This is a genomic window from Methylobacterium sp. GC_Met_2 (genome assembly GCF_026540795.1).
GTDB lineage: Bacteria > Pseudomonadota > Alphaproteobacteria > Rhizobiales > Beijerinckiaceae > Methylobacterium.
The window spans coordinates 61,925-87,696 of record NZ_JALNUM010000007.1 but is presented as its reverse complement, the minus strand read 5'-3'; the positions used below and the strand labels follow the sequence as shown (position 1 = coordinate 87,696).

Here is a 25,772-nt window from a genome sequence, read left to right as displayed (position 1 = left end):
TCCATCTCACAGCATCTGGCGCAGCGTCTCCGCCAGGCGCCGCACCGCCGGCGCGATCGCCCGGTCGGGCACGGCGGCGTAGCCGAGCAGCAGCCCGGACTCCGGCACCCCCGCGTGATAGGCCGAGAGCGCCACCGCGGAGATCCCGGCCCGGCCGAGGGCTGCCGCCGCGGCGGCATCGGTGAGGCTTGGCGCCCAGACCGGCCCCGGCCGCGCGATGAGGTGCATCCCGCCCTCCATCGGGTCGACCGCGATCACGTCCGCGGCGAATGTCGCGGCGGCCTCCACCAGGGCCTCCTGGCGCAAGGCGTAGAGGCGGCGGGTCCGGCGCAGATGGCCGGCGAGGTGCCCGTCCTCGATGAAGCGCGCGAGCGCCCACTGGCCGATCCCGGGCGGGGCGGGGCCGATCTCGGCGAGCGCCTGATTCACCGGGGTCACCAGCCCCCGGGGAAGGACGAGGTAGCTCAGGCCGAGGGCCGGCAGCAGGAGCTTGGAGAAGCTGCCCACGTAGATGACCCGGCCCGACCGATCGAGGGCGCGCAACGGCGCGAGCGGACGGCCGGCATACCGGTAGGCGCCGTCGTAATCGTCCTCGACGATCCAGCCCGAGACCGAATCCGCCCAGGCCAGGAGGTCGAGGCGGTTCTCCAGGCTCATCGTGTGGCCGAGGGGGTAATGGTGGGCCGGCGTCACCACGGCGAGCCGCGCGCCGGGCGCCAGGAGGGCCGCGCGGGATGCGGACAACCCGCCCGATCCGACCGGGATCGGCACCGGCCGCAGGCCCGCGCTGGCGAGCGCCTGGGCAATCCCGGGAAATCCCGGCTCCTCCACCAGGGCGGTCTCCCCGGGGTCGAGCAGCAGCTCCGCGAGCAGCCGCAGGCTCTGCCGGATACCGGCCGTGACGATCACGTCGTCGGCCACGCAGACGACGCCCCGTGCCTGCGCCAGATAGGCCGCGATGGCGCCGCGCAACGCCGGCGAGCCGCGGGGATCCGGCGGCTCGGCCGGTCCATGGCGCCATTCGGCCTGGAGCAGGCGCGCCCAGACCGCGTACGGGAAGGCATCGGGTGCCGGACGGCCCAACGCGAAGGCGTCGGGCGCGGTGGATCCCGCCATGTACCGCTGCCGCGGCGTCGCGGTGAGGCCGGCACCCCGGCGCGACAGGTTGGGCACCGGTGCGACCGACGCGCCCACGGGTCGGACCGCAGACGGCACCGAATCGTCCGGCAGGGTCGCGGCGACGCGCGTGGCCGAGCCGGGGCGGGCCGTCAGGTAGCCTTCGGCGACGAGCTGTTCGAGGGCGAGCACCACCGTGCCGCGGGCGCAGGCGAGATCGGCGGCCAGCACGCGCGAGGCCGGAAGCCGGGCCCCGCGCGGCAGCCGGCGGTCGAGGATCGCCCGACGCAACGCCTCCCGAAGCTGCGCGTGGAGCGGCAGCGGGTTCGCGGGGTCGAGGCTGACGGGCAGCGGAAGCGGGGCTCTGGACATCCCGGCACGTGGTCCAGTCGCATTTCAGGAATTGGACCTTTCCTCTGGTCCACCAAACCGTCAAGCACCCCGGGCAAACGACGCGTCTGTGTGATCCGACAGGACGAGGCCCGTGTACCAGCCGCCACATTTCAGGGACGATGCTCGGGAGGCCCAGCAGGCGCTGATCCGCGCCTATCCGCTCGGCCTCCTGATCACCGCCGGGCCGGGGGGCCTGACCGCCAACCCGATCCCGTTCCTCCTCGACGAAGGCGGCGCGCACGGGATCCTGCGTGCGCATCTCGCGCGCGCCAACCCGCAGGGCGTGGATCTGGCTGCGGTCGCCGAATGCCTCGTGGTGTTCCAGGGGCCTCAGGGCTACGTCACCCCGAGCTGGTACGCGAGCAAGCGGGTTCATGGCCGCGTCGTCCCGACCTGGAACTACGCCACCGTCCATGCCTGGGGCCGCCCACGCGTGATCGCGGATGCGGCATGGCTGCGGCGCCAGATCGCCGATCTCACGGCGCTCCGGGAAGGGTCGCGCGCCGAGCCCTGGGCGGTCTCCGACGCGCCGGAGGCGTTCGTGGCGGCGCAGGTTCAGGCGCTGATCGGCGTCGAGATCCCGATCACGCGTATCGAGGGGAAGTGGAAGATGAGCCAGAACAGGCCGGAGCCCGACCGGGCCGGCGTGATCGCAGGATTCCAGGCCGCGGGCGAGGCGGAACTCGCCGAACTGGTCGCCGAGCGGAGCCGGTCATGAGCGCGCGCGTCGACGAGTTCGGCCAACCGATCGGGCCGGCTTTGCCGGACTGGACGCCGCGTCCGCACCCGCCCCGGATGCCGATGGAGGGCCGCACCTGCCGGGTCGTGCCCCTCGACGCCGAGGCCCACGCGTCCGGTCTGTTCGCAGCCTACAGCGCAGCGCCCGATCGGCGGACGTGGACTTATCTCCCCGACGCGATGCCCGAGAGCGAGGCAGCGTTCCGCGAGCGTCTCGAAGCCCGGGCGGCGAGCCGGGATCCGCTGTTCCATGCGATCCTCGACCGCGAGAGCGGCGAGCCCTTAGGCATCGCCTCGTATCTCAGGATCGACGCGGCCAACGGCGTGATCGAGGTCGGGCACCTGCATTTCGGGCCGGGCCTGCAGCGTACCCCAGCCTCGACCGAGGCCATGGCTCTGATGATGACCCGCGCCTTCGACGCGCTCGGCTACCGCCGCTACGAGTGGAAGTGCGACAGCCTCAACGCCCCATCCCGTGCGGCGGCCCTGCGCCTGGGCTTCACCTTCGAGGGCATCTTCCGGAATGCCACCGTGGTGAAGGGCCGCTCGCGCGACACCGCGTGGTTCTCGATCACCGATGCGGACTGGCCGAAGGTCCGTGCCGGTTTTGAAGCGTGGCTCGATCCCGCGAATTTCGACGCGGAGGGCCGCCAGCAGCGCTCGCTCGCCGATCTGCGCGGAGCGGCGGGCTGAGGCGACCCCTCCGGCGAAGCCACGACGGACGCGTTGAGGCTGCTTGGGACGCGCAACGAACGGCCTCCCGTTCGATCAAGGCAAGTAGATCCGACCTGGGAACGTAGTGTAACAGACAGAGAAACCCAATCGGCTCCGGCGGAAAGCGGCGCGCACCGCAATGCAGACCGGTTCACGACACATGGCGAAGATGTTAATCGTGTCGTCATATTCGAAGACTCCGAGTCTGAGCGCGGAAAATCATGCCCTTGCTCGCATACCTCTGGAAGATCGATCTGTAGGCGACAGAAAATACAGAGCATGCGCGGCCCCATGTTTCGCTCCGGACGTCTCTCTTTGCGGTCGTCGGGTTCCTCGGCCTCGCGCTCATCGCCGATGTCGCGGCGCGGGCGTGGCATGCCTGGGACGTTGTGACCGCGTCGGAGATCGCCAAGCGCGATGCCGTCGCCGACAAGGCTGTCTTGAACGCATTGCAGGCACTTCGATTCGAGCGAAGCAACAGCCTCTCCAGCCTCAAGGCGAGCACCGGGGAGGCCCGGACCGCTATCGAGCGGCTCGCCAAGATCCGCTTGGAAGTCGATGCGACGATGCGGGAGATCGGTTTGCAGGCGGCCGGGTTCGCCGATCCCGAGCTGACCGTCGCGACGCGTGCGATGGATCAGGTCGTGGCCGCGACGGAAGTCGCGGTCGAGCGGGCGCGGCAGGTCATGACGTCGATGTCGGCCGTCATCGGGGCGGTATTGCTCGTGGTCCTGGGCGGCCTGGCGATCACGCAGTTCCGCGTCGTCCGGCCGCTCGGCGCCATGCAGGGGACGATGTCCAGGCTCGGCGCCGGCGATCTGGACGTCCGGATCCCGGGCTTGAACCGCCGGGACGAGATCGGCGCGATGGCGGCGGCCGTGCAGCTGTTCAAGGACAACCTGATCCGCACCCGGGCCCTGGAGGCCGAGACCGCTCAGGCACGGTTGGCCGCCGAGGACCAGCGCAGGACCGTCATGCGGCAACTGGCCGATGGCTTCGAGCGGGCGGTCGGCGGCATCATCGGCCTCGTCTCGGCCTCGGCTACGGAGTTGCAGGCCACAGCCCAGACCATGAGCGCCACCGCAGCCCAGACCGCCGACCAGTCGACCACGGTCGCGGCCGCCGCCGAGGAGGCGGCCAGCAACGTCGGCACCGTGGCGGCCGCCGCCGAGGAACTGGGCTCCTCGGTTCACGAGATCGGCCGGCAGGTGCAGGGCTCCGCGGAACTCGCGACGGCAACGGCTTCGGAGGCCGATCGGACCACCGCGCTGGTGCAGGAGCTGAGCGGGGCGGTCACGCGCATCGGCGACGTGGTCGGCCTGATCGCCTCGATCGCGAGCCAGATCAACCTTCTTGCGCTCAACGCCACGATCGAGGCGGCGCGGGCCGGCGAGGCGGGCCGGGGATTCGCGGTGGTGGCTTCGGAGGACAAGGCGCTCGCCGAGCAGACCGCCAGGGCGACCGACGAGATCTCCGGGCAGATCACGCGGATCCAGGCCTCGACCGGCCAAGCAGTGGTGGCGATCGGAGCGATCACCGCACGGATCCAGGATCTCAGCGACGTGGCGACCACGATCGCCGCGGCGGTGGAGCAACAGGGATCGGCGACCCAGGAGATCGTGCGCAACGTCACCCAGGCGGCGCAGGGCACCGGCGCGGTGACGAGCAATGTCGCGGGCGTGGCGCATGCGGCCGAGGAGACGGGGGCAGCGGCGAGCCAGGTCCTCGGGGCCGCTTCCGAACTCTCGCGCCAGTCCGAACACCTCACGGCTGAGGTCGCTCGCTTCCTCGCGACGGTGCGGTCCGCGTAGACCGACGGGGCGCCCGTCTCGGGCGTTTCCCGCTGCCGCCGGTCCACCGCCGCGCAGGCCGGACCTCAGCTCCGCCCTGCACCGCCCAAAAACGCCTCTGCGGTGCGCAGGCTCAGCGCCATGATGGTCAGCGCCGGGTTGGCGGCTAGCGAACTCGGGAAGGTCGAGCCGTCGCAGATCCACAAATTGTCGATGTCGAAGCTGCGGCCCTGCGGGTCGACCACGGCGCTCGACCCGTCGCGGCCCATCCGGCAGGTGCCCAGCGTGTGGGCGACGCGCTCCAGCACCCAGATGTCGTCGGCGCCGGCTTGTTCCCACAGGTCGCGCATGACCCGCGTGGCGTGGGCGTTGAGGCTTTTCTCGTTGGTGCCGTAGCCGAAGCTGATCTGGGGCTTGCGCATCCCACGCGCGTCGGTCTCGTCCGCCAGCGTCAGCACGTTGGCGTCGCAGGGCAGGGTCTCGCCGTTGATGCCGATACCGGCGAGATTGTTGTAGCGGTCGAGATAGTCGAGCAGTGGCTTGCCCCACAAACCGCGCCCGCGCGCAACAGCGTTGCCGAAGGTCACCGGCACCACGCCGAGGCTCTGGATCAGGTAGCCGCCGGCGAAATCCGAGCCCGCGCGGATGAAGTCCTCGGTGATGAGCGACGAGGGATAGCCGCGGTTCATCCGCACCGCGTGCGGGAAGGTCCCCCAGACTTGCGTCGCCACATGGCCCATGTAGTTCCGGCCGATCTGGTCGCTCGAATTGGCGAGGCCGCAATGCAGCAGCAGCCGCGGCGTCTCGACGGCGCCGGCGCAGAGGAAGACCGTGGCGCAGCGCTGGCGCCGGTCCTGGCCGTCCTGCCGGTAGACCACGGCGGTGATGCGCCCGTCCGTGCCGCGCTCCAGGCCGTGCACGAAGGCCTCGGCCCGGATCTCCGCGCCGCGGGCCAGCGCCATCGGCAGGTAGGTGACGTCCATGCTGGCCTTGGCGCCGTTGCGGCAGCCCTGGTGGCAGTAGCCGCAATTGATGCAGGCGCCGCGGCGGGGTCCGTCCTCCGACTGGAAGTCCCGGGAGACCACGGCCGCGGGCGCGTCGGCCCAGCGGATGCCCCGGGCTTCGCAGGCCTGCGCCATGATCTGCGCGGGGCCGTTGCGCGGCACCGGGGGCAGGGGATAGCGCCGGTCGGCATCCCACGGATAGCTCTGCGCCCCCGAGACGCCGAGGAACCGCTCCACGCGCTCATAAAACGGCAGCAGGTCGTCGTAGCCGAGGGGCCAGTCGACGCCCTCGCCGGTCTCCGTGTGGAGCCGCAGGTCGCGGGCATCGGCCCGGGGCACGAAGGCGCCCCAGTGCAGCGTCGAGCCGCCGACGCCGGTGCCGCTGTTGTTGCCGCCGAACGCCTCCGGCGTGGAGCCGCCGCTGAGGCGCTCATCCGTCCAGTAGATCTCGTCCGCCAGGGTCTCGTCGAAGGCGAAACGTTCCGGCGTGAAGTTCGGTCCGGCCTCCAGGGCCACGACCTTCAGGCCCGCCGCGGCGAGGCGGGCGAGGAGCGGCGCGCCGCCCGCCCCGGTGCCGACGATCACCGCATCGACGACGTCAGCCTCGCGGTAGGTCCGCATCCCCGCGAAGTTCATCGTACAGTCTCCCCGTGTGACGGTCGTGGTTCCCAGGCTTCGGGCGTGTCGAGCCCGACCGCGTGGAAGCCGGGCAGGTCCGTGGCGATCGCATCCGGCCGGTCGCCGCCGGCGCCGATCCCCGAGAAACCGATCCGCGCCAGGGCCGCCGGATGGCCGAGCCAGAGCCGCGCCGCGTCGCCGCGCAGGTCCTCGAACCAGAAGCGCATCCGGTCGGCGTCGAGCCGGCCGCCGAGCGTGTCCGGAACCGTCAGTTCGCCCCGCTGGCAGAGCGTCAGCAGCGCCTCTTGGTTGTCGGTGTCGAGGGCCACGAACGGGCGGCTGTGAGCCGCGCGTGCGGCGGCGTCGAGGGTCCGCAGCGCGGCCCGATAGGCGTCCGGGTCGGCGGGCAGGGCCGCGAAGCGCCAGCCGTCGCCCTGTCCGGAGGCGAGGCGGCGGTCGATCCGTGCGGCGAGGTCGAGGCCGGGCTCGGGCAGGACCCGGGCGAGGGCGGCGCGCAGGATCGCGAGTTCCACCGGGTCGACAGCCTCCGGCCGGTAGGCGGGATCGTCCGGCTCGGCGCGGGTGTTCAGCGCTTCGCGCAGGCGGCTGTTGACCCGCTCCGAGGCGATCAGCGCCGCGTAGGCGGGCGGAACCTCGGGCGGGCCGGCGACCGGCGCCGCGGCCCGCGTGGCGAAATGCTCGCGCACCAACCCGGCCAGGAGGTCGGGGCGCTCCAGCGGCAGGAGATGGCCGACGCCCGCGACGGTCACGCGGCGATGCCGCGCGAGATGGGGCGCCATCAGCGCCTGCTGCGCGTCCGCGCCGAGATCGGCATCTTCCGAACCCGCCAGGATCAGGGCCGGCGTGGGCAGAACGCCGATGCGGCGGCCCCAATCCTCGCGGGCGCCGGACTCGAGCCAGGCCTTCCAGGCTTCCGGGGCGGCCCGGAGCACATCGGCCACCGCCGCGTCTTCGGTCGCGCGATCCAGGGCGGTCCCGACATTCTCGCGCACGAAGGCCCTGGCCTCCCGCGCCCGCGTCTCGGGATCCGCGTCGATCCAGGCCCGCATCCGGGCGCGGCGCTCCTCCGGGATCGGCTCGGGGCTCGGCGGCGAGCCGGACACCAGGATCAGGTCGGTGAGCCCGGCAAGCCCCGGCGCCCCGTCCTCGGAGCGGCGCGCCAGGGCCAGCGCCACCTTGGCGCCCATGCTGTGCCCCGCGATCCCGTAGGAAGCAGGTGCGCGGGCGCGGATGGCCTCCGCCACGTGATCGGCCATTGCGTCGACCGAGAACCCGGTCTTGCCGGCTTCCGCCCCGAAGCCCGGAAAGTCTATGGGCACGCACGTCACGACGCCGTCGAGCGCCTCGGCAAGTCGCGCCCAACTTTGGGCAGACCCGCCGAGAAAGTGCAGGCAGAACAGGCATTCGGGTTCGGACATCGCGAAGACATCGCGCGGGCCTGGAATGCTTCAAGCGGACGCGACGCCGCACGGCAAAACTCTTGGCCGCACGTCCGTTGTCCGCGTTCCCGCGGCATGGGATCACCGCCCCCGGAGGACATGATGATCGTCGATCTCGACCTGGCCTGGCGCGTGGAGGAAGCCTGCCTCAACGCCTGGCCGAGCCCACGCCAGATCCTGGTGGAGGGCTATCTGCTGCGCGCAGCGGGCGGGCGGTCGAAGCGGCAGAACTCGGTCAATCCGATGCGCGGAAGCGGCGCCCCCGAGCCCGCCATCGCGGCGGCCCGCGCGCTCTACCGGAGCCTCGGCCAGCGCCCGATCTTCCGGGTTCCGGCCATCGCGCCGCAGATGGAGCCGCCCCTCGCACACGGCGACTACGCGGTCGTGGACGAGACCTGCACGCTGTACCGCCCCCTCGACGGCGTGCCGGACGCGCTCGACCCGTCCGTCACCGTCGCGACGGCGCCCGGCGCAGACTGGTTGGCGCTTCGCGACGCGGTGAACCAAGCCGACGCCGCGGCCGCACAGGTGTTTCGCGACACGGTCGCGGCCCTGATGCTGCCGCGGGTTTTCTCAAGCACGGCCGCGGAGGGCGGGATCGGGGCGATCGCCTTCGGGGTCCTCGACCGCGGGTTGCTGGTGATCGAATCCGTGGCGACCCCCGCGCCCCTGCGCGGCCGTGGCCATGCCCGGCGCGCCGTTGGGGCGTTGCTCCGCTGGAGCCGGGCCCAGGGGGCCGACGCCGCCTGTCTGCAGGTCGTTGCGGAGAACACCCCGGCGCGGTCGCTGTATCGCAGCCTCGGATTCGAGCGCGAGTTATACCGCTACCATTACCGGGTCGGGCCGGAGCCGGACTGAACGGGCGCTGCAAGAAGAGCATCACGACAAAGGCCCGGAGCCATGCTCGATTGCGATGCCACGATACGCGACCATCGTCTGTCAACAGGATCGGCGAGCGCGACCGGCCCCCTCTCCCGAGCGGGAGAGGGTTGGGGTGAGGGATGAGAACGCTCAGGATAAAGCACGTGATCGACGCGCCGATGGGTCGCGCCTCGTTCGGAACGTTCTCGACCCTCACCCTGTCCCTCTCCCGCTCGGGAGAGGGGACCCGCGCTTCATTCGGCGACGGTGGCCGTACCATCGTTTACAGTGTTGCAATGCGAATATGCGCGCCTCCAAAGTCTTTATTGCGCCGTATCTAAATCACCGGTCTGGACGCTGCCGTCTTCGCGAATGGGGCGACGTGACAACGAGGCGGATTGCAGCGATGCAATCCTTCAACCCGCCACCCTGTCAGGCGTCGAACAGCGAGCCCTGCCGCACCGGGCTGGCCGGCTTCGCGCTGCGCCGCTCAGCCGCGCGAGCAGAAGCCGGGGACGGTCGCGCGCTGGCCCGGCGCTTGGCCGCCCCATCCGGATCCTGCCCGACATCCGGCACGGCCGCGACGGTCCCGTCCGAGAACTGCAGACTGAGGCGCGTGGCGGCGGCGGCCTCGGCGGCGCGGCGCATCGGCAGGCCGGCGGCGTCTCGGACCAGCACGTAACCCCGCTCGAGCACGGCGTGGTAGCTGAGCGAGCCGAGGAGCCCGGCCAGACCCTCCAGCCGATCACGGCGCCGCTCGATCCCGCGCGCACCGGCCTGGGTCAAGCGGTCGGACAGGGCGAGCAGCCGGTCGGTGCGGCGTGCCTGCAGGGCGCGGGCCCGCTCCAGGCTCGCGTCGCGGGCCACGAGGAGGCGGCGCCCGAGCTGGACCAGCGCCTCGCCCTTGCGCTGCACGTCGTTTTGCAGGGCGTGGAGCGGCCGGTGATCGATCCGCGCCAACCGGGCGCGGGCATTGGCCAGCGCCACATCGGGCGAACGCCGCGCCATCCGGTCGAGCAGGAGCTGGAGCCGCGCCCGGTGCCGGCTTGCGCCCGCGGCCAGGGCCGGGGCGAGGCGGGCCTCGGCGAGGTCGAGCCGCTGGCGCTTGGCCGCCAGCAGCGCATCGGCGCTGGGCAATGCCCGCCCCAGCGCCCGCAGGTCGACCCGGTCGCGCTCGATCCGCCGCCCGACCGCGCCGAGTGCCCGGGCGGAGAGATCCGCCACCGTAGCGATCAGGTCGGCCCGGACCGGCACCGCCATCTCGGCGGCCCCGGTCGGGGTCGGGGCGCGGCGATCGGACACGTAGTCGATCAGCGTGGTGTCGGTCTCGTGACCCACCGCCGAGATCAGCGGGATCGCGCTCTCGAAAGCGGCGCGGACCACGCATTCCTCGTTGAAGGCCCAGAGATCCTCGATCGAGCCGCCGCCGCGGGCGACGATCAGCACGTCCGGGCGCGGGATCGGGCCGCCGGGCTTCAGGGCGTTGAAGCCGCGGATCGCGGCGGCGACCTCTTCGGCCGCGCCGTCGCCCTGCACCCGCACCGGCCAGACCAGGACGGGACGCGGGAAGCGATCCTCCAGCCGGTGGAGGATGTCCCGGATCACCGCACCGGTGGGCGAGGTGACGACGCCGACGACGCGCGGCAGGTAGGGGATCGCCCGCTTGTGCTCGGGCGCGAACAGCCCCTCGGCGGCAAGCTGCTTCTTGCGCTCCTCCAGCAGGGCCATCCAGGCGCCGAGGCCGGCCGGCTCCAGGCTCTCGACCACGATCTGGTACGACGATTTGCCCGCGAAGGTGGTGATGCGCCCGGTGGCGATCACCTCCAGCCCCTCCTGGGGCCGCTGGCGCAGGCGCCCGAACACGCCCTTCCAGACGACCGCGTCGATGCGCGCCTGCCCGTCCTTCAAGGAAAAGTAGGCGTGGCCCGAGCCGTGCTGGCCGCGATAGCCGGAGATTTCGCCGCGCAGGCGCACATGGCCGAACGCATCCTCGAGGGTGCGCTTCAGAGCGCCCGCGAGGTCGCCCACCGTCCATTCGGGCTGGTTGGCCGTGAGCACGCTGGTCGGCGGGATGTCCGTCGCGGGCGGGGCGGCGGAGCGCGGGGGCGGAACGAGGGGCATCATTGGAGGCTAATGCATGCGGCGCGGAAGGGGAAACCGGTTCTCCGACTTCATCGCGATTGCGGCGATCCAGTCGAGATCGTCACCCGCGGCGGGCGCGTCGGCGATACGTCGCCGCCTCACGTGCCATCCCGCATCCGTGCTTCGTGACGCTGGCGCATCCGCTCGGCCATGTCCTCTGCCGAAATCAGGCGCTCGGGATGTGCCTTCACCGCGTCGTAGGTCGCGGCGACTTCGTCCCGGAGCCAGCGCGCGACGGCGGCGTCGCGCACAACGCTCGGAGGCGGCCGCCAACGCAGCGGCCTCTCGAATCGACGCCTACTCCACCGCGAGTTCGCGCGGCCCCTCCGAGATCGCCACGGGCGGGACGAGGAGCGACAGGAGCAGGGTCAGCACGGCAACGGCGAAGACCGTCCAGAACGTCCCGTGGAGCGCATGCTGCAGTCCGGCCCGGATCGCCTCGCCGCCGGCGCCGAGGCTCGACGGATCGTCGAGCAGGCGCCGGAGTTCGTCCGAACTGACCGTGGCCCCGCTCGTCGGGTGCGCCAGCCGGTAGTTCAGGACGGCGCCCAGCGCAGTGGCGCCGAGCGTCGAGCCAAGGTTGCGCGCAAAAATGTTCGAGGCGGTGGCGGCCCCGCGCTGCGCCCAGGCGACGCTGTCCTGGATGATCACGATGGCGGCCGTGGACAGGAAGCCCATGCCCAGCCCCATCACGATCGAGCCCGCAGCCGCCACGGCGGGCGAGGTCGACGGGCCCAGGGCCACGAACGCGGTGGCCCCGAGCGGCAGCAGAACCGCGCCGACCAGCAGGATCGGGCGCAGGCCGAAGCGGACGAAGCTGCGCGCCGCCGTCGTCGCGCCGATCGGCCAGCCCAGCACCATCAGGGTCAGGGTCAGGCCGGCGATCAGCGGCGATTGCTGCAGCACGCCCTGGACGTACATCGGCAGGAAGGCTGTGAGCCCGATCACCGTCATGCCGGACAGGAGCGTCGCGGTGTTGGCGGTGGCGATCGGCCGCTGCATCCACAGGCGGATGTCGAGCATCGGGTCGGGCGCGCGGCGCTCCTGCAGCACGAACAGGAGCGCGGCGACCACGAAGGCCATGCCCGGCCATAGCGCTGCCGCAGCCGACTCGCCCGCCTGGGTCAGCGCGATCATCAGCGCCGCGATGGCGGCGGTGAACAGGCCTGCGCCGATCACGTCGATCTGGCGGCTGCGGCGCTCGACGCCCTCGTGCAGGTACCGGAGGAACAGGCCCGCCGCGATGAGACCGATCGGCAGGTTGATCCAGAAGATCCAGGGCCAGCTCAGATGGCCGATGATCAGCCCGCCGACCAGCGGACCGGCCACCGAGGAGATGCCCCAGACGCTGGCGAGATAGCCCTGGACCCGGCCGCGCTCCCGCGCCGAATAGAGATCGCCGACCACCGTCAGGCTCACCGGCTGGATCGCCCCCGCGCCGATCCCCTGCACGAGGCGGAACAGGATCAGCGAGGGCATCGACCACGCGAGGCCGCAGAGCAGCGAGCCGAGGAGGAACACCGCGATGCCGAACAGCAGGACCGGCCGGCGCCCGAAGAGGTCGGACAGCTTGCCGAACACCACCGTGGTGGCCGTCTGGGTCAGCAGGAAGGATGCGAACACCCAGGCATAGAGGTGGAGATCCCCGAGCTGACCGGCGATCTGCGGCATCGCGGTCGAGACGATCGTCGCCTCGATGGCGATCATGAACATCGCCGCCATCACCGCGGCGAGGACCAGCGGGCGGTGCGTCTCAGGGGGTGTCGGCATGAAAGCGATCTAGGCCGGGCGTGAGCCGCAACCCAGCGCCGTCGTGCGGCAACTGGGCGGCCATGGCGAGGTCCGTGCGCGAGCGCACATCGACCGCAGGTGCGGCCCGCCGTGGGGGCATGGACCGGCCGCAGCCCTGTTCCGCCGGCATGGGTTCCGCCGGCATGGGTTCCGCCGGCGGAGGCGACCGTCAGGCCTCGCTGTTCGCGTCGAGGTCGCGCCCGCGGGTCTCCGGCATCAGGAAGGCTGCGACCGTCCCGACGAGGCTGAAGGCCGCGAGGTAGTAAGCCGGCGCGAGCCGCTCCCCGGTCGTGGCGATCAGCCAGTTCACCACGAAGTTGGTGCTGCCGCCGAACACCGAGACCGAGACCGCGTAGACGATCGACAGGCCGGCGCTACGCACCGCCCGGGGCAGGGCCTCCGGGATGCCGACGATCACCGCGGCGGCGTTGATGGAGGAGAGCGCCGAGAGCAGGAACGTCACCGCGTAGACGCTGGCCGCGCTCGGCGCCTTCACCACCCAGGTGAAGGCCGGGACCGCCAGGATCAGGATCAGCGCCCGCGGCCAGATCATCACGGGACGCCGGCCGATCCGGTCGGCCAACCAGCCACCCAGCAGCGGGAACACAACCGAGGCGAGCCCCAGCGCGATCGGCACCGCGGTCGCGGCGGTCTCGCTCAGGCCGAGCGTCGCGCCGGCATAGACCGGCATGTTCGTGCCGATCGCGTTCGAGACGGTCGAGGCGGAGATCACCAGGAAGGTCACGCCGAGCAGCCGGCCGTGGTCGCGCAGGAGCCGGCCGACCACCGCGAGGGTCGAGTCGGCGGCGTTTGGATCCGCCTCGACGCCCGCCGTCTCCGGCAGGTGGCTGCGGATGATGAGGCCGACCGGCACGACGCCGAGGCCGAGCACGAACATCAGCCGCCAGCCCCAATCGTTCATCGCCTGATCGCCGACGACGAGCGCCAGGGTGGTGGCCACGATCCCGGCGAACAGGGCGGCGCAGCCCTGGCTGGCGATCTGCCAGCTCGTCACGAAGCCGCGCCTGTCCGGCGGCGCGGCCTCCAGCAGGTAGGCGGTGGACGGGCCGACTTCGCCGCCGAGCGCCAGGCCCTGGATCAGCCGCCCCGCGATGACGATCACCTGCGCCCAGCCGCCGATCGCCGCGTAGGACGGGCAGACGGCGAGCATCAGCATGCCGAGCGCCATCAGCCCGATCGTGATCAGCATCGCGGGCTTGCGCCCGGCGCGGTCCGCGAAGGCGCCGATCAGGGCCCCGCCGATCGGCCGCATGACGTAGCCGATGCCGAACAAGGCCAGCGACGCGAGCAGGCTGTGGGTCGGATCGGTCGCCGGGAAGAACGCCGCGCCGATGGATTTGGCGAAGAAGGCGTAGACCGTGAAATCGTAGAATTCGAGCGCGTTGCCCAGCACCACGGCGCCGACCGACTTGCGGTCCAGGGCCGGGTGCGCGGCCGCGCCGGGAAGGGCTCCGGTCCGGGCGTCCATCACCGCCCTCCGTTTATCGGATGCTCGGCGATGCCGCCCGTGACGGGCTCGGCGCCGTCCGCCAGCGCCGCGTCATAGCCGGCGAGCCAGAGCGTTCGGGCCTGCGTGCCCTCGGCGTAGGGGCAGGCCTCCCGGGCGAGGCCCTTGGCGGGCGCGGCCTGGCCGAGCGCATGCGCGTCGAGGTCGTTCGGGGGTGTGTCCATCGTGGCGCAGATCCTGTTCTCTGGCGTTCGCCGCGATGTAGGGCGATTGAGCGCGTCGCGCCGCTGTCAGTGCAGGATCGGATCGTCCGTTGTCGGCAGCGCGACGCCTTCGCTGAACGGGAATTCCAACACGATGTCGCCCGCCGCATCGGCGACGATCAGGCAGGCGGTCAGGAGTCGGGCTTGGTCCCCGCGCTCGCGCAGGGCCGCACGGATCGTGTCGCGTGCCTTTTCCCAGGCCGCGTCCGGGTCGCGCAGCTCGACGCCGGTCGGATCGCTGATCAGGTCGTCGCCGATCTGCGTGTGAAAGAAATAGCGCGGCATGATCCCGTCACCTCCGAGAACGGGCCCCGGGCGGGGCCCTGCGCTCACGTGGTGATCCGGCCCGGCCAGCGCACGCAAACCCGCGGCTCAGCCGTTGACCGAGCGTATCTCCGCGGGCACCGGGACCGGCCGCAGGGTGCGCACCTGTGCGGATCCGGAGTTTGCGCGATGATGCTTCTCCATCAGCATCAGCGGGCGCAATTCGGGCTCCGCGAAATCGAGCAATCGGGCGTTGCGCCAGCGCGGCTTGCCGGCGCCGCGGCCGAACCACCGGGGCTTCTCCTCCTCGACCAGCAGCACGAGCCGCCCCGTCCAGGATTTTCGAAACCAGAAGCGCCCGGTCAGCGACATGGTCCGGTTCCTCGCACATTGCGCCTGCCGCGCAGGCCAAGAATAATCTTGGCCGCAGCATCGCCACTCGATAGCGGATTTGAACGGGCAAGTCTTGGTGGATCAGGACGACGCGTGCGTAGATCGTGGCTTTCCACAGGGCTCCGGGGAGCCCCACCCTAACCCCCGATATGGCGGACGATCAGCAGCATCACGACGAACCAGACCAAGCCCGATACGCCGTACACGAAGCCCCGCAACAGAGCGGATTCCAGTGCGGCATGGGCGGACGCGCCATCCTGCGCGGGCATCCCGTGCTCCATGGGCGGCAGACGCGCGGACGGGGTCGCGGTGAGCAGGCGCGTCAGGCTTATCGGGAGCGGGCGTTCGTCGGTCTGCACGGCATCGTGAGGCTTACAGGACCGGCGACCGACGCGACAAGCGGGCCCGTGATCGACGAGGCCTTCGTACGGTGCCTCGGCCTCAGCCGCCGGGCCGGCGCGCGGCGTGGCTTCGATGTGCCGCACCGAGCCGAGATCGCGACGATCCGTTGAGGCTTACGCAGGTCGCCGTCGCGGTCGGGCGGTCGGGCGGTCGGGCCAGGCTGGACCGTTGCGCCTTGGCTGTGACTTCAATTAGACCTATTCCAGGCAGGAGCATTCTGCCCACAGTGCTGCCGCGACGGCGGCCAATAGGAGGAAATCCATGCGTTCACTCGTTCTCGGCGCCGTCCTTGCCGTTCTGGTTCCGCTCTCGGTTCAGGCCCAGGAGGCCGGAGACGCGGCTGCCGGCGAGAAGGCGTTCGCCCCCTGCAAGGCCTGCCACAACTTTCAGAAGAACGGCGTCGGCCCTGACCTGAAGGGCGTCGTGGGCCGCAAGGCGGGCACCTACGAAGGCTACAACTACTCGGCGGCCCTGAAGAATTCGGGCATCACCTGGGACGAGGCCAATCTGCATGAATGGCTGAAGAACCCGAAGGCGAAGGTGCCGGGCACCAAGATGATCTTCCAGGGCTATCCGGACGACAAGAAGATCAGCGACGTGATCGCCTACCTGAAGACGCAGTCTTAAGTTCAGTCCGCACGGACCGTGACCCCGGGGGTGGCCGAAGGGCCGCCCCCAACCCGTTCCGTGCCTGCTAAGAGCCGTCAACGATCGCGCCGCCATCATGCGCGGCTCTGCACTCTGGCTGTGACATGCTCTGTCGAGCCGAACCGGTGTCGCGCGCGCCGGAGAGCGCTCTAATCACCGATGACGCCGGCCTGGAGGCCCATCCGCAGCGTCACAAGATCGTGAAGCAAGGTCTTCCGGCCCTCGGTGTCGAGACCGGTCAAGCCGCCGGCATCGTCGGGAATGCAGGCGAGGACGTCGCGCAGCTTGGCACCGGCCGGAGTCAGGAAAATGCTGACCTGCCGCTCATCGACCCGGTCCCGGGCCCGACGCACGCGGCCCGACGCTTCGAGGCGCTTCAGCAACGGGGTCAGCGTGCCGGAATCGAGGAAGAGGCGGTTGCCGATCTCCTTGACCGACAGACCGTCCTGTTCCCACAACACCAACAGCACGAGATATTGTGGATAAGTCAGCTCGTAGCGGCCGAGAAGGTTGCGATAGGCGCGGCCGAAGGCGTGTGCGGCGGCGTAGACCGCGAAGCACAGCTGGTTGTCGAGCCTCTGCCGCTCCTGCTGCGCCGACGGGTCGACGGTTGCATGATCCGACTGGTTCGGCACAGCGCCGCTCTGCAGAGCAGTCGGGCCTGGCATGGATTGATCTCTCTCTGGTAAAGTCTGGCTCGCGTACCGGTATGGCGATCCGTCACATTTAGGCAGTTCGGCATACAAGAACAATCGTCGCAAGCGTTAGGGCACGCGCCGCGTCATTGCGTCAGGACATCGATGCCTCCGCTGAAACGCCCCCATGGCCGTCTGGGCCTCCCGCAAATGCCGTTGTGACCGGCCATTCCGGCACAGGCCGTCAGCCATCCATCAACGGGTGCAGATCCCGTACCATCGCCTTCAGGCGCTCATCGAGCACGTGGGTGTAGATCTGGGTCGTCGAGATATCGGCGTGCCCGAGCAATTCCTGGACGATGCGCAGATCGGCCCCGTTCTGCAGCAGATGACTGGCGAAGGCGTGGCGCAGCACGTGCGGGCTCACGCGGTCCGGCCGCAAACCGGCCTCCAAAGCTGCGGCCTTCAGGTCGCGGGCGAAGGCCTGCCGAGTCAGATGGCCGCTGTCGCTGTCGGCGGGGAAGAGCCATGGGCTTTCCTCCGGCACCGCCGAAAGATGCGCCGCCATGGCGGCGCGGGCCGCATCGGTGAGCGGCACGAGGCGCTCACGGCCGCCCTTGCCTTTGATGATCAGGTATCGCTCGCGGCTCGCCCCCGCGGCCCTGGGCAGGGAAACGAGTTCGGACACGCGCAGACCCGTGGCGTAGAGGAGTTCGAGCAGGCACATCATCCGGAGCGCCCGCCGGGCCCGGCCGGGCGCCTGTTCGGCGCCGGCAGCCGCCTGCGCGACGGCCAGGAGACGATCGACCTCGGCCACCGACAGGATCTTGGGCAGCGTCCGGCCCTGGCGCGGTCCCGAGACCGCGACGCTCGGATCGACCTCGGCGAGGCCCTCGGCGTACAGAAACTTGTGGAAACCGCGCACGCACGACAGGCGCCGCGCCGCCGACGAGGCCTTGAGACCGCGCGTCTCCAGATCAGCCAGGAAGGCGCGCAGCGTGCCGGCCTTCACGGCATCGCGGGCGATCCCGGAACGGACGAGGTAGGCGAAATAATCATCCAGGTCGCGCCGATAGGCGGCCAGGGTATTGGCGCTGGCGCCGCGCTCGGCGGCCAGCATGTCGAGATAATCGGCGACCTCGGTGCTGGACGCCCCGCCGCTGCCGCCGTCCTCCGTCGCGCTCAACGGTTGCCGGGCTGCAGCTTCGAGGCGGGGATGGCCACGCTCATCTCCCGCGGCGTCGGCTGAATCAAGGTCGCGAGCGCGAACATCGCCGCGTAGACGAGACCCGCCAGGATCGCAAGGGTGGCGAAGAAACGGAACAGGGTCGGCACGTCGGTCGAACCTCGGGCAGACGATACGGTCGGCGGGGGGAAAGCGGGCGGCGGCTTTTCCCAACCGACGCGGGTGCCCGGTTTCGACCATGCGAACAAGGCGCTGACAAGGCCCACAACGACACAGCGATGCGTTTCGCTGGCCGCTTGAATCGCGCTAAGAGCCTGCCGCAGGATGGGGGATCGCCCGGCGCCGTGCGCCCGGTGCGGCCGAGAGGGCGCCGGATCGATGCGGTGCGACGGATAGTGGAAGCGGCGGTACACGGGGCGATGCAGGAGTCGGTGGGCGAGGCGGAGGGTGGCGAACCGATCGAGGCGCGGCTGCGCCGCGCGCTCGGCCTGCGCTCGATCGTGCTCGTGGGGTTGATGGGAGCCGGAAAGAGCACGGTCGGACGGCGCCTCGCGAGCCGCCTGGGTCTGATCTTCAAGGACGCCGACATCGAGATCGAGGCGGCGGCCGGCCTGACCATCCCCGACATCTTCGCCATCTACGGCGAGCCGAGCTTTCGCGACGGCGAGGAGCGCGTGATCTCGCGCCTGTTGCGGGCCGGCCCCCTGGTGCTGGCCACCGGCGGCGGCGCCTATCTGCGTGAGGCCACCCGCCTGCGGATCACGGAATCCGCGATCTCGGTCTGGCTCAAGGCCGACCTCGACGTCCTGATGCGGCGGGTGCGCAAGCGGGGCAACCGGCCGCTCCTCCAGACCGAGGACCCCGAGGCGACGATGCGCGAGCTGATGGCGATCCGCCACCCGGTCTACGCCGCGGCCGACGTGATGGTGATCTCGCGGGAGGTCTCGCACGACCGGGTCGTGCAGGACGTGCTGGAGGCGCTGGACGCGCATCTCAGCGGCGAGCGTTCGATCTCGCTCGCCGCGCAGTAGGAATTCGTTGACCGTGACCGAGCCCACGCCCCGCCCCGAACCGCTGACCGTCCACGTCCCCCTCGACGGCGGGCGTGCCTACGACATCCGGATCGGGCGCGGCCTGATCGATACGGCGGGCGACGCGGTGGCCGCACTCGGCGGCCGCCGGGCCGCGATCGTGACGGACGAGACCGTCGGGGCGCTCTATGCCGGCCGCCTGCGGGAGAGCCTGGAACGGGCCGGCCTGCAGGCGGGCGTGGTGACGGTGGCGCCCGGCGAGAGCTCGAAATCCTACGCGGGCTACGCTGCGGTCTGCGACGGGCTGCTCGGCCTCAAAGTGGAGCGCGGGGACCTCGTGGTGGCGCTCGGCGGCGGCGTGGTCGGCGACCTCGCGGGGTTCGCCGCCGCGACCCTGCGGCGGGGCGTGCGCTTCGTGCAGGTGCCCACCAGTCTGCTGGCGCAGGTCGATTCCTCGGTCGGCGGCAAGACCGGCATCAACGCGCCGCTCGGCAAGAACCTGATCGGCGCCTTCCATCAGCCCCGTCTCGTGCTGGCCGATACCGCGGCCCTCGACACCCTGTCGGAGCGCGAGATGCGCGCCGGCTACGCCGAGGTCGCCAAGTACGGGCTGATCGCCGATTCCGGCTTCTTCGATTGGTGCGAGGCCAACTGGCGGGGCATCTTCTCCGGTGGACCGGAGCGCGAGGCGGCGGTGGCGGCCTGCTGCCGCTCCAAGGCGGCGGTCGTGACCCGCGACGAGCGGGAGGATGGCGAGCGCGCCCTGCTCAATCTCGGCCACACCTTCGGGCACGCCCTGGAACGCCTGACCGGCTACGATTCGGCGCGACTGGTCCACGGCGAGGGCGTCGCGATCGGTCTCGCGCTGGCGTTCCGCTTCTCGGCCCGGCTCGGCCTGTGCGCCGGCCAAGAGGCCGGCCGCGTCGCCAACCATCTGGCGCTCGCCGGCTTGCCGACCCGCCTCCAGGCAGTCCCGGGCGGGTGCGGCGACGCCGAGGCGATCGTGGACGCGATGGCGCAGGACAAGAAGGTGCGGGACGGCGCACTGACCTTCATCCTGGCCCGCGGGATCGGCCACAGCTTCATCGCGCCGGGCGTGGATCGCGCCGCGGTGACGGCCTTCCTGCGCGACGAACTCGCCGCCGCGGCCGACGCGTGATCGCGATCCGGCGCGGCTCCGGCCTTGCCTAAAGCAGGGCGGGCCGCTATGAGCCTGCCACGTCCGACGCGGTCGTTCGCGCGCCGGGCCCGGCCTCCGTCGGGGCCTGGGCCGCAATAGCTCAGCTGGTAGAGCACCTCATTCGTAATGAGGGGGTCGGGGGTTCGAATCCCTCTTGCGGCACCACATCTTTCCCGTTCTCATCCGCCCGGATTCGCCGCCCCTCCGTGGTGAGGGCGTGCATCTCGGTCGTCTGGCCGACGCGCGTCCTTCGACGAGGCAGGATTAAGGGGGCCGATGGCCTGCGCTTTCGCCCCACGTTTCCGTCATCCGCCGCGCGAGGCGCTTTGACGTCGATGGCTGCCGCATCGCCCGCCGATCCGGCTTCGGCCAAGGCGGCCAGCAGCGCCGCCCAGAAGCCGAGGTGAGACCATCTGGCGAACCGGTTGGAGACGGTGGTGCGCGACCCATCCTCCGCCGGGCCGTCGCGCCAGCGGTGGCCGTCGATCACACACGCGAAGCGCAGGCCATGCCTCGCTCCCTTTCGCACCCATGGGGGCTGAAGCATTGCCCTCAATCGAACCGGCCCTGCCGCTCGAGACGGCGCGATCACAGCATGGCGGATCGTCGGTACCGATGAAGGCCGGACTGGCGAGGACCAGGCTGCTCACACCATCGCCAGCACGGCCGCAATCACCGCCACACCGACGGCGAGCCAGACCGCGTAATCGCCGATCAACCCGCTGTGCAGGATCTCCAGCGCGCGCGTCGGCGCCGACTGCGAGGCGCTCACCGGCCGGACCACAAAGGCCGGCAACCGCTTTCGGAACAGCCCGTAGCCGGCCCCCAGAAGGGCCACCGCCACCGAGACCCACGGGAGCCAGCCCGGCCCCTCGGCCAGCATTCCGGCTTCCGGCCGGCGCATGAAGGCCGAGACGGCCCGGGGTAGGGCATGCGCGATCGGGCCCGCCGGGAGCGCAACGTCGACCGCCAGCAGCGCGCAGCACGGGGCCAGCATCAGCCAGAGCGGCCGGTTGGCCTTTTCGCGCTCATCCGCACTCGGCGCGCCGGCCTCGTCCCCGGGATCGGGCCCGAGCCCGAGGAAGATGCGACCCGCCGCCCGCAGCACCGCCGCCCCGGTCAGCGCGGCGCCGATCGCGGTGGCGGCGAGCGCGATCCCGTGGCCCTGCTGCGACAGCCCCCCCTGGACGAGGCGGGTGCCCTGGTCGAGGATTCCGATCGGCAGGCCGCAGAGCAGGAGGCCGGCCAGCCCCATGGCGATCCCGGCCGGCCAGATCCCGCGGCCGAGGCCGCGCAGGGCGATCTCGTCGATGCTCGCCTGCGTGGCGAGCAGAATGCCGGCGATCATGAACAGGGCGCCCTTCACCAGCCCATGGCCGACCACGTAGACCAGCATCCCGCCGGTGCCGCCGGCCGAGAGGGCGCCGAGGCCGGTCAGCATGATCCCGGCATGCGAAATTGTCGAGAAGGCCAGCATCCGCTTGAGGTGGCGCTGCAGCAGGGCCATCCAGCCGCCGAGCAGGGCCGTGACGCTGCCCAGCCCGATCAGCAGCACCGGCAGGGCGCCCTGGACCTGATCGGAGCCCCCGAACACGACGGCGCTCACCTTCGCGAGGCCGAACAGCCCGAGCGAGACCATCGAGCCGGAGAAGATCACCGAGACCGGGCTCGGCGCCACCGCGTGGGCGTCGGCGAGCCAGAACTGGAACGGCACGATCGATCCCTTGATCATCAGGGCCGCCGCCACGAGGCAGAAGGCCCCCGCCACCACGGGGCTGCGCCCAGTCTGGGCGATGGCCGCGGCCATGCCGTCGAAATCGAGCGTGCCGGTCTGCGCGTAGATCAACCCGATGCCGCCGAGCATCAGGAAGCCCGCGAGGCTGTTGACCACCGTGAAGTTGATGGCCCCCGCGAGCGATGATTCCGCGAGGTGATAGGCCGTGAGCGCGAAGGCCGCGACGCTCATCACCTCGAACCACACGAACAGGTTGAACATGTCCCGGGTGAAGCAGAACCCGACCATGGCGGCCAGGAACAGCAGCATCAGGATGTGGAAGTGCCCGTGGGTGCGGTCGAAGAAGCCCCAGGCGAACACGAAGGTCAGGGCGTAGAGCAGCCCGATGAAGGCCGCGATCCAGCCGCTCGCGGCATCGACCGAGAAGCCGATCCCGAGATGGACGCCGTCGCGCGGCTCCCACCCGCCGAACCAGTAGACGAGGGGGCCGTCGGCCGCGTGGACGGCGATCACGGCGGAGAGCACCGCGACGGCGAGGGCTGCGAGCAGCGCCAGGATATCGGGGATGCGGCCCGGCAGCAGGTGCGCGGTCGCCAGCAGAGTCGCGCAGACCACGAGCGGGGTCGCGACCGGAAGCGGCAGAAGGGCGGCGGGAGCGAGCGTCACGAGGCTTGGCGCCCACCGTCGGAGACTTGGCTCGACCCCTGGCTCTGGCCGGACTTGCCGCCGGCCCGCATCGGCCGGAGCTTTTCCGGGTTCAGGCTGCCGCCGCGCTTGTAGGCCTGGACCGTCAGGACGAGGAGCAGGGCGGTCAGGGTCGCGCCGACCACGATGTCGGTGAGCACCAGCGCCTGCATCACGGGATCGACCGCGGGCGTACCCGGCGGGTGATCATAGAAAATCGGCGCGATGCTGCCCCAGCGATAGCCGAGCCCCAGCAGCAGCACGTAGGTCGCCGACTGGCAGACCCCGAGGCAGCCGACGAGGTGGATGAAGTTGCGGCTCGTGGCGATGCCGTAGAGGCCGATGCCGAACAGCCACGCGGCGACCGCGTAAGGCAAGACATTGGTGGCCGCACTCACGCGGATTCCTCCCCGGGTTCGTCGGGTTCCTCGGCCTGGCGGGTCTCCTCCATGAATTCAAGGAAGAGCTGCGTGAACCCGCCCGTCACCGCCATCGCGACGCCGAGGTTCTCAACCAGCATCAGGCCGCCGGAGAACAGGTCGCGCAGCGTGCCGAGCGGCAGGATGTTCTGCATGAAGGCGGCGCCGGTCAGCATCGGCACGAGCCCGCACAAAGCGAACACGAGCGCGCCCCCGCCCTCAAGCGCGTCGAGCCAGTGGCTGTGGATGGCGTCGCGCCAACCGGAATAGCCCTCGCCGAGGTAGATCAGCAGGGTCCCCGAGGCGAGGATCACGCCGCCCTGGAAACCGCCGCCGGGGGTGACGGTCGCGTGCAGCACCACGTAGAGGCCGAACAGGCAGGTGAGCGGCCCGGCGATCCGGCAGGCGAGCACCGTCGCCTCCGAGCGCGGGATCACGGCGCGGCCGGGCCGGCGCATCGCGCGTCCGGTAAGACCCTCGCCGCGGTGGCCGCGCAGCAGCACCACCGTACCGGTGATGGCGGCGAGCAGCATGAATTCCTCGCCCAGGGTGTCGAGACCGCGCAGGTCGAAATTGATCGCGCTCACCATGTTGGCGACGTGCCGCGCCTCCGGGGTGATCGCGTTGATGCGCGCGCCGTACAGCGCGATCTTGGATCCGAAGGCCGGCAGCCCCGCGATCACCGAAGCGGCGCAGGGCAGCAGGATCAGGCCCGACAGGGCGAGCAGCGCGACGCGGATGCGCGGGCTCACGATTCCGCTCCGGGCGGCTGCGTGCGCACCGCCATCAGAGCCACGAGGAAGAGGAGCGGCACCGCGGCGGACCCCACCGCCAGCTCCGACAGGGCGACATCCGGGGCCTGGAGGGCGTCGAACAGGATCGTCAAAACGAGCCCGTTGATCGCGATGGCGAAGACCTGCCGGACGGGATCGCGCACCAGCACCACGGCACTGCCGGAGATCGCGGTGAGCAGGAACAGGAGCGGCAGGATGACGCTCATCGGGCCGACCTCATGCCGAGCGCCCCTCGCGCATCAGTACGGCCCGGCCGGAGACGTGCGACAGCACCGCGGCCCACACTAGAAACACCCCCATCATCACCAGGATCTTGAGCGAGCGCCCCGAGATTCCGTCGGCCAGGAAGGCCGCCACGGTGACAAGGCCGGAGGCGGCGACGTTGAGGAAGGCGAGGGCGTGCAGCCGGTCGAGCGCCCGGGGCAAGCGCCACAGGGCGAAGGCGGCGAGCCACGTCACCGCCACCGCGAGGGCGAGCAGGATCCCGATCGCGACGCTCATATCCAGCGCTCCAGGAAGACCGCGAGCAGCATCGTGCCGGGCAGGTTGAGCAGGACCAGAGTGAGGGCGAGATCGGTGATCGAGGCCTGATCGGTGGCGAAGGCCATCAGCGTCAGGATCACGACCGTGACGCTGCCGGCGAGCTGGTAGGCGGCGAACCGCTGGCCCGGCGTTCCGCGCCACGCCAGGGCGGCCGCGAGGGCAAGCGGCGGCAGCAGCGCCAGGATGGCCGCCGTCCAGATATTCATGGCGCCTCACCCGCCAGGGCGTGCGTCGTCACCGTCCCGTGCGCACGGTCGAGGCTGACCACGTAGCTGTCCGGGGCGAGCGAGGCGGCGAGCAGCCCCACCGCGCGGGTCGCCGATGCCGTTTCTCCGTCAGGCCGTGCCCAGGCGATCGTGGCGGCGCTCTGCTCGCGTGTCACGCCACCCCCGGCGCGCCCGAACACGACCCGCGCCAGCTGAAGTCCAACCCGCCCCGTCTTCCGGGCCATGCCCAGGATTGCCGGCCCGAGCGGCCGGAGCGCGACCCGGTCGAACCGGAAACGCATGCCGCCGCGCCGCCCTACGACCCACCACCAGGCCGTGCCGAGGGTCGCGCATCCGACCATGGCGATGCTTTCGGTCACGCTCACCGAACCGGCGAAGACCAAGTAGGCGAGGGCGAGCAGCAGCCAGATCGCGACGGCATCGCGCGTCGTCCGCTCCTTGAACCCGCTGATCGGTCCTAGCCGCATCGATCCTGACCGGAAGCCGTCGTGAAAGCGTGGCCATACGCCTGACCGATCCAAACGGGTTCGGGACACGGGCGTTCCCGGAACCCGAGGACACGCCTTCGTGTAAGCATGGCGCGGCGTCGGACGGTTCGGCGGGCGAGGGCGCATCATGAAGGCCGAGATCCTGTCGATCCGCTTCCTCCACGAAGGCTGGAACCGGTTCGGACTCGCGCAGGTGCGCCTCCACGATGGATCCGTCGCGGAGCGGGCGATCGAGGATCACGGGCACTCGGTCGGGATCCTGCCCTTCGATCCCGAGCGGCGGGTCGCCACGCTGGTGCGCGAGTTGCGGGTGCCGGCCCTGTTCGCCGCCGGCGAGCAGATGCAGCTCGAAGCGCCGGCCGGCCTGATCGACGACGGCGGCCCGGAGGAGAATGCCCGCCGGGAAGTCCTCGAAGAGGTCGGCCTGCGCCTGCATGGCCTGGACTTCATCGGCGCCGCCTATTCCTGCGCGAGTTTGACCACCGAGAAGATCCACCTCTACCTCGCCGCCTACGGCCGCGGAGACCGGGCCGAAGCGGGCGGCGGGGCCGATGGCGAGCACGAGAACATCCGGATCATCGAGGTGCCGCTCGCGGAGCTGGCCGCCATGGCCGACCGGGCCGAACTCACCGACCTCAAGACACTGACCCTCGTGCTGGCGCTGCGCCTCCGGCATCCGGAGCTTTTTCCGGCATGAGAATACGGTATCGCGTATACGCGCGGTGGTTGCTGACAGCCGTCGTGCTCGCCGGGGTCGCGTGGATCGCCTTCCACCTGCGCTGACT

At 70.9% G+C, this 25,772-nt stretch carries 28 protein-coding genes, 1 tRNA gene and 2 pseudogenes; 9 read left to right on the top strand and 22 right to left on the bottom strand.

Annotated features, from left to right (window positions below; translation table 11 throughout):
• Positions 1-6: 6 nt before the first annotated feature.
• Positions 7-1,488, bottom strand: a complete 1,482-nt coding sequence (locus OXS49_RS04655; RefSeq protein ID WP_267422246.1) for a PLP-dependent aminotransferase family protein — start codon at positions 1,486-1,488, stop codon at positions 7-9.
• 112 nt (positions 1,489-1,600) lie between these two features.
• Here OXS49_RS04655 and OXS49_RS04650 point away from each other — a divergent pair, with 112 nt between their 5' ends.
• The 3 genes from OXS49_RS04650 (at position 1,601) to OXS49_RS04640 (ending at position 4,772) form a co-directional block, all read left to right on the top strand.
• Positions 1,601-2,227, top strand: coding sequence for an FMN-binding negative transcriptional regulator (locus tag OXS49_RS04650; RefSeq protein ID WP_267422244.1), 627 nt, complete (start codon positions 1,601-1,603; stop codon positions 2,225-2,227).
• Positions 2,224-2,940, top strand: coding sequence for a GNAT family protein (locus OXS49_RS04645; protein WP_267422242.1), 717 nt, complete (start codon positions 2,224-2,226; stop codon positions 2,938-2,940). Before OXS49_RS04650 ends, OXS49_RS04645 begins: the two co-directional genes overlap by 4 nt.
• A 410-nt stretch (positions 2,941-3,350) precedes the next feature.
• Positions 3,351-4,772: a methyl-accepting chemotaxis protein gene (locus OXS49_RS04640; protein ID WP_267422240.1), complete on the top strand. Its 1,422-nt coding sequence runs from the start codon at positions 3,351-3,353 to the stop codon at positions 4,770-4,772.
• Between the two features lie 65 nt (positions 4,773-4,837).
• On the opposite strand, the gene OXS49_RS04635 is transcribed toward OXS49_RS04640, so the two are convergent.
• Entirely contained in the window at positions 4,838-6,391 is a 1,554-nt protein-coding gene (locus tag OXS49_RS04635; RefSeq protein WP_267422238.1) for a GMC family oxidoreductase, read from the bottom strand.
• A complete protein-coding gene (locus OXS49_RS04630; RefSeq protein ID WP_267422236.1) occupies positions 6,388-7,812 on the bottom strand; it encodes an alpha/beta hydrolase in 1,425 nt (474 codons plus the stop codon). The genes OXS49_RS04635 and OXS49_RS04630 overlap by 4 nt, the downstream gene beginning before the upstream one ends.
• Positions 7,813-7,932: 120 nt before the next feature.
• On the opposite strand from OXS49_RS04630, the gene OXS49_RS04625 reads away from it, so the two are divergent.
• Positions 7,933-8,691: a GNAT family N-acetyltransferase gene (locus tag OXS49_RS04625; protein WP_267422234.1), complete on the top strand. Its 759-nt coding sequence runs from the start codon at positions 7,933-7,935 to the stop codon at positions 8,689-8,691.
• A gap of 435 nt (positions 8,692-9,126) precedes the next feature.
• Here OXS49_RS04625 and xseA read toward each other — a convergent pair whose 3' ends face one another.
• The 8 genes and pseudogenes from xseA to OXS49_RS04585 form a co-directional block, all read right to left on the bottom strand.
• On the bottom strand, positions 9,127-10,815 hold the full coding sequence (gene xseA, locus OXS49_RS04620) for an exodeoxyribonuclease VII large subunit (RefSeq protein ID WP_267422284.1): 1,689 nt from the start codon (positions 10,813-10,815) through the stop codon (positions 9,127-9,129).
• A gap of 119 nt (positions 10,816-10,934) precedes the next feature.
• Positions 10,935-11,084 (bottom strand): annotated as a pseudogene (locus OXS49_RS04615) (type II toxin-antitoxin system ParD family antitoxin); the annotation flags it as partial.
• A gap of 49 nt (positions 11,085-11,133) precedes the next feature.
• Entirely contained in the window at positions 11,134-12,606 is a 1,473-nt protein-coding gene (locus OXS49_RS04610) for an MDR family MFS transporter (protein WP_267422232.1), read from the bottom strand.
• A gap of 190 nt (positions 12,607-12,796) precedes the next feature.
• Entirely contained in the window at positions 12,797-14,116 is a 1,320-nt protein-coding gene (locus OXS49_RS04605; RefSeq protein ID WP_267422230.1) for an MFS transporter, read from the bottom strand.
• Positions 14,116-14,319, bottom strand: a complete 204-nt coding sequence (locus OXS49_RS04600; RefSeq protein WP_267422229.1) for an Rmf/CrpP family protein — start codon at positions 14,317-14,319, stop codon at positions 14,116-14,118. The genes OXS49_RS04605 and OXS49_RS04600 overlap by 1 nt, the downstream gene beginning before the upstream one ends.
• Positions 14,320-14,385: 66 nt before the next feature.
• Positions 14,386-14,643 carry a hypothetical protein gene (locus OXS49_RS04595; protein ID WP_267422219.1) on the bottom strand — a complete coding sequence of 86 codons (258 nt, stop codon included), beginning with the start codon at positions 14,641-14,643 and terminating at the stop codon, positions 14,386-14,388.
• An 87-nt stretch (positions 14,644-14,730) separates the two neighbouring features.
• On the bottom strand, positions 14,731-14,994 hold the full coding sequence (locus OXS49_RS04590; RefSeq protein WP_243999332.1) for a hypothetical protein: 264 nt from the start codon (positions 14,992-14,994) through the stop codon (positions 14,731-14,733).
• A gap of 158 nt (positions 14,995-15,152) precedes the next feature.
• Positions 15,153-15,500: a hypothetical protein gene (locus tag OXS49_RS04585; protein WP_267422216.1), complete on the bottom strand. Its 348-nt coding sequence runs from the start codon at positions 15,498-15,500 to the stop codon at positions 15,153-15,155.
• 178 nt (positions 15,501-15,678) lie between these two features.
• On the opposite strand from OXS49_RS04585, the gene OXS49_RS04580 reads away from it, so the two are divergent.
• Positions 15,679-16,044 carry a cytochrome c family protein gene (locus OXS49_RS04580; protein ID WP_243999327.1) on the top strand — a complete coding sequence of 122 codons (366 nt, stop codon included), beginning with the start codon at positions 15,679-15,681 and terminating at the stop codon, positions 16,042-16,044.
• A gap of 170 nt (positions 16,045-16,214) precedes the next feature.
• On the opposite strand, the gene OXS49_RS04575 is transcribed toward OXS49_RS04580, so the two are convergent.
• The 3 genes from OXS49_RS04575 to OXS49_RS04565 form a co-directional block, all read right to left on the bottom strand.
• On the bottom strand, positions 16,215-16,733 hold the full coding sequence (locus tag OXS49_RS04575; RefSeq protein ID WP_243999325.1) for a MarR family transcriptional regulator: 519 nt from the start codon (positions 16,731-16,733) through the stop codon (positions 16,215-16,217).
• Between the two features lie 211 nt (positions 16,734-16,944).
• Positions 16,945-17,886, bottom strand: a complete 942-nt coding sequence (locus tag OXS49_RS04570; protein WP_267422212.1) for a site-specific tyrosine recombinase XerD — start codon at positions 17,884-17,886, stop codon at positions 16,945-16,947.
• On the bottom strand, positions 17,883-18,035 hold the full coding sequence (locus OXS49_RS04565; RefSeq protein ID WP_267422282.1) for a histidine kinase: 153 nt from the start codon (positions 18,033-18,035) through the stop codon (positions 17,883-17,885). The genes OXS49_RS04570 and OXS49_RS04565 overlap by 4 nt, the downstream gene beginning before the upstream one ends.
• 270 nt (positions 18,036-18,305) lie before the next feature.
• On the opposite strand from OXS49_RS04565, the gene OXS49_RS04560 reads away from it, so the two are divergent.
• From OXS49_RS04560 to OXS49_RS04550, 3 genes are all read left to right on the top strand, one after another.
• Entirely contained in the window at positions 18,306-18,917 is a 612-nt protein-coding gene (locus OXS49_RS04560) for a shikimate kinase (protein ID WP_243999396.1), read from the top strand.
• Between the two features lie 13 nt (positions 18,918-18,930).
• Complete coding sequence (gene aroB / locus OXS49_RS04555) at positions 18,931-20,076, top strand: 3-dehydroquinate synthase (protein WP_243999321.1); 1,146 nt, start codon at positions 18,931-18,933, stop codon at positions 20,074-20,076.
• A 110-nt stretch (positions 20,077-20,186) separates the two neighbouring features.
• Positions 20,187-20,262: transfer RNA gene (locus OXS49_RS04550), tRNA-Thr, on the top strand.
• A 43-nt stretch (positions 20,263-20,305) separates the two neighbouring features.
• On the opposite strand, the pseudogene OXS49_RS04545 reads toward OXS49_RS04550, so the two are convergent.
• The 8 genes and pseudogenes from OXS49_RS04545 to OXS49_RS04510 all read right to left on the bottom strand — a co-directional run.
• A pseudogene (locus tag OXS49_RS04545) lies at positions 20,306-20,536 on the bottom strand (IS5/IS1182 family transposase); the annotation flags it as partial.
• Between the two features lie 207 nt (positions 20,537-20,743).
• Positions 20,744-22,498, bottom strand: coding sequence for a proton-conducting transporter membrane subunit (locus OXS49_RS04540; protein WP_267422208.1), 1,755 nt, complete (start codon positions 22,496-22,498; stop codon positions 20,744-20,746).
• A complete protein-coding gene (locus OXS49_RS04535; RefSeq protein ID WP_243999318.1) occupies positions 22,495-22,914 on the bottom strand; it encodes a sodium:proton antiporter in 420 nt (139 codons plus the stop codon). Before OXS49_RS04535 ends, OXS49_RS04540 begins: the two co-directional genes overlap by 4 nt.
• Positions 22,911-23,687, bottom strand: coding sequence for an MnhB domain-containing protein (locus OXS49_RS04530; protein WP_243999316.1), 777 nt, complete (start codon positions 23,685-23,687; stop codon positions 22,911-22,913). The genes OXS49_RS04535 and OXS49_RS04530 overlap by 4 nt, the downstream gene beginning before the upstream one ends.
• Positions 23,684-23,935: a DUF4040 domain-containing protein gene (locus OXS49_RS04525; RefSeq protein ID WP_243999313.1), complete on the bottom strand. Its 252-nt coding sequence runs from the start codon at positions 23,933-23,935 to the stop codon at positions 23,684-23,686. Before OXS49_RS04525 ends, OXS49_RS04530 begins: the two co-directional genes overlap by 4 nt.
• Positions 23,936-23,945: 10 nt before the next feature.
• Entirely contained in the window at positions 23,946-24,230 is a 285-nt protein-coding gene (locus OXS49_RS04520) for a monovalent cation/H(+) antiporter subunit G (protein WP_267422204.1), read from the bottom strand.
• A complete protein-coding gene (locus OXS49_RS04515; protein WP_243999310.1) occupies positions 24,227-24,478 on the bottom strand; it encodes a monovalent cation/H+ antiporter complex subunit F in 252 nt (83 codons plus the stop codon). The genes OXS49_RS04520 and OXS49_RS04515 overlap by 4 nt, the downstream gene beginning before the upstream one ends.
• Complete coding sequence (locus OXS49_RS04510) at positions 24,475-24,966, bottom strand: hypothetical protein (RefSeq protein ID WP_267422198.1); 492 nt, start codon at positions 24,964-24,966, stop codon at positions 24,475-24,477. Before OXS49_RS04510 ends, OXS49_RS04515 begins: the two co-directional genes overlap by 4 nt.
• Positions 24,967-25,114: 148 nt before the next feature.
• On the opposite strand from OXS49_RS04510, the gene OXS49_RS04505 reads away from it, so the two are divergent.
• Entirely contained in the window at positions 25,115-25,684 is a 570-nt protein-coding gene (locus OXS49_RS04505; protein WP_267422195.1) for an NUDIX hydrolase, read from the top strand.
• Positions 25,685-25,772: the final 88 nt, after the last annotated feature.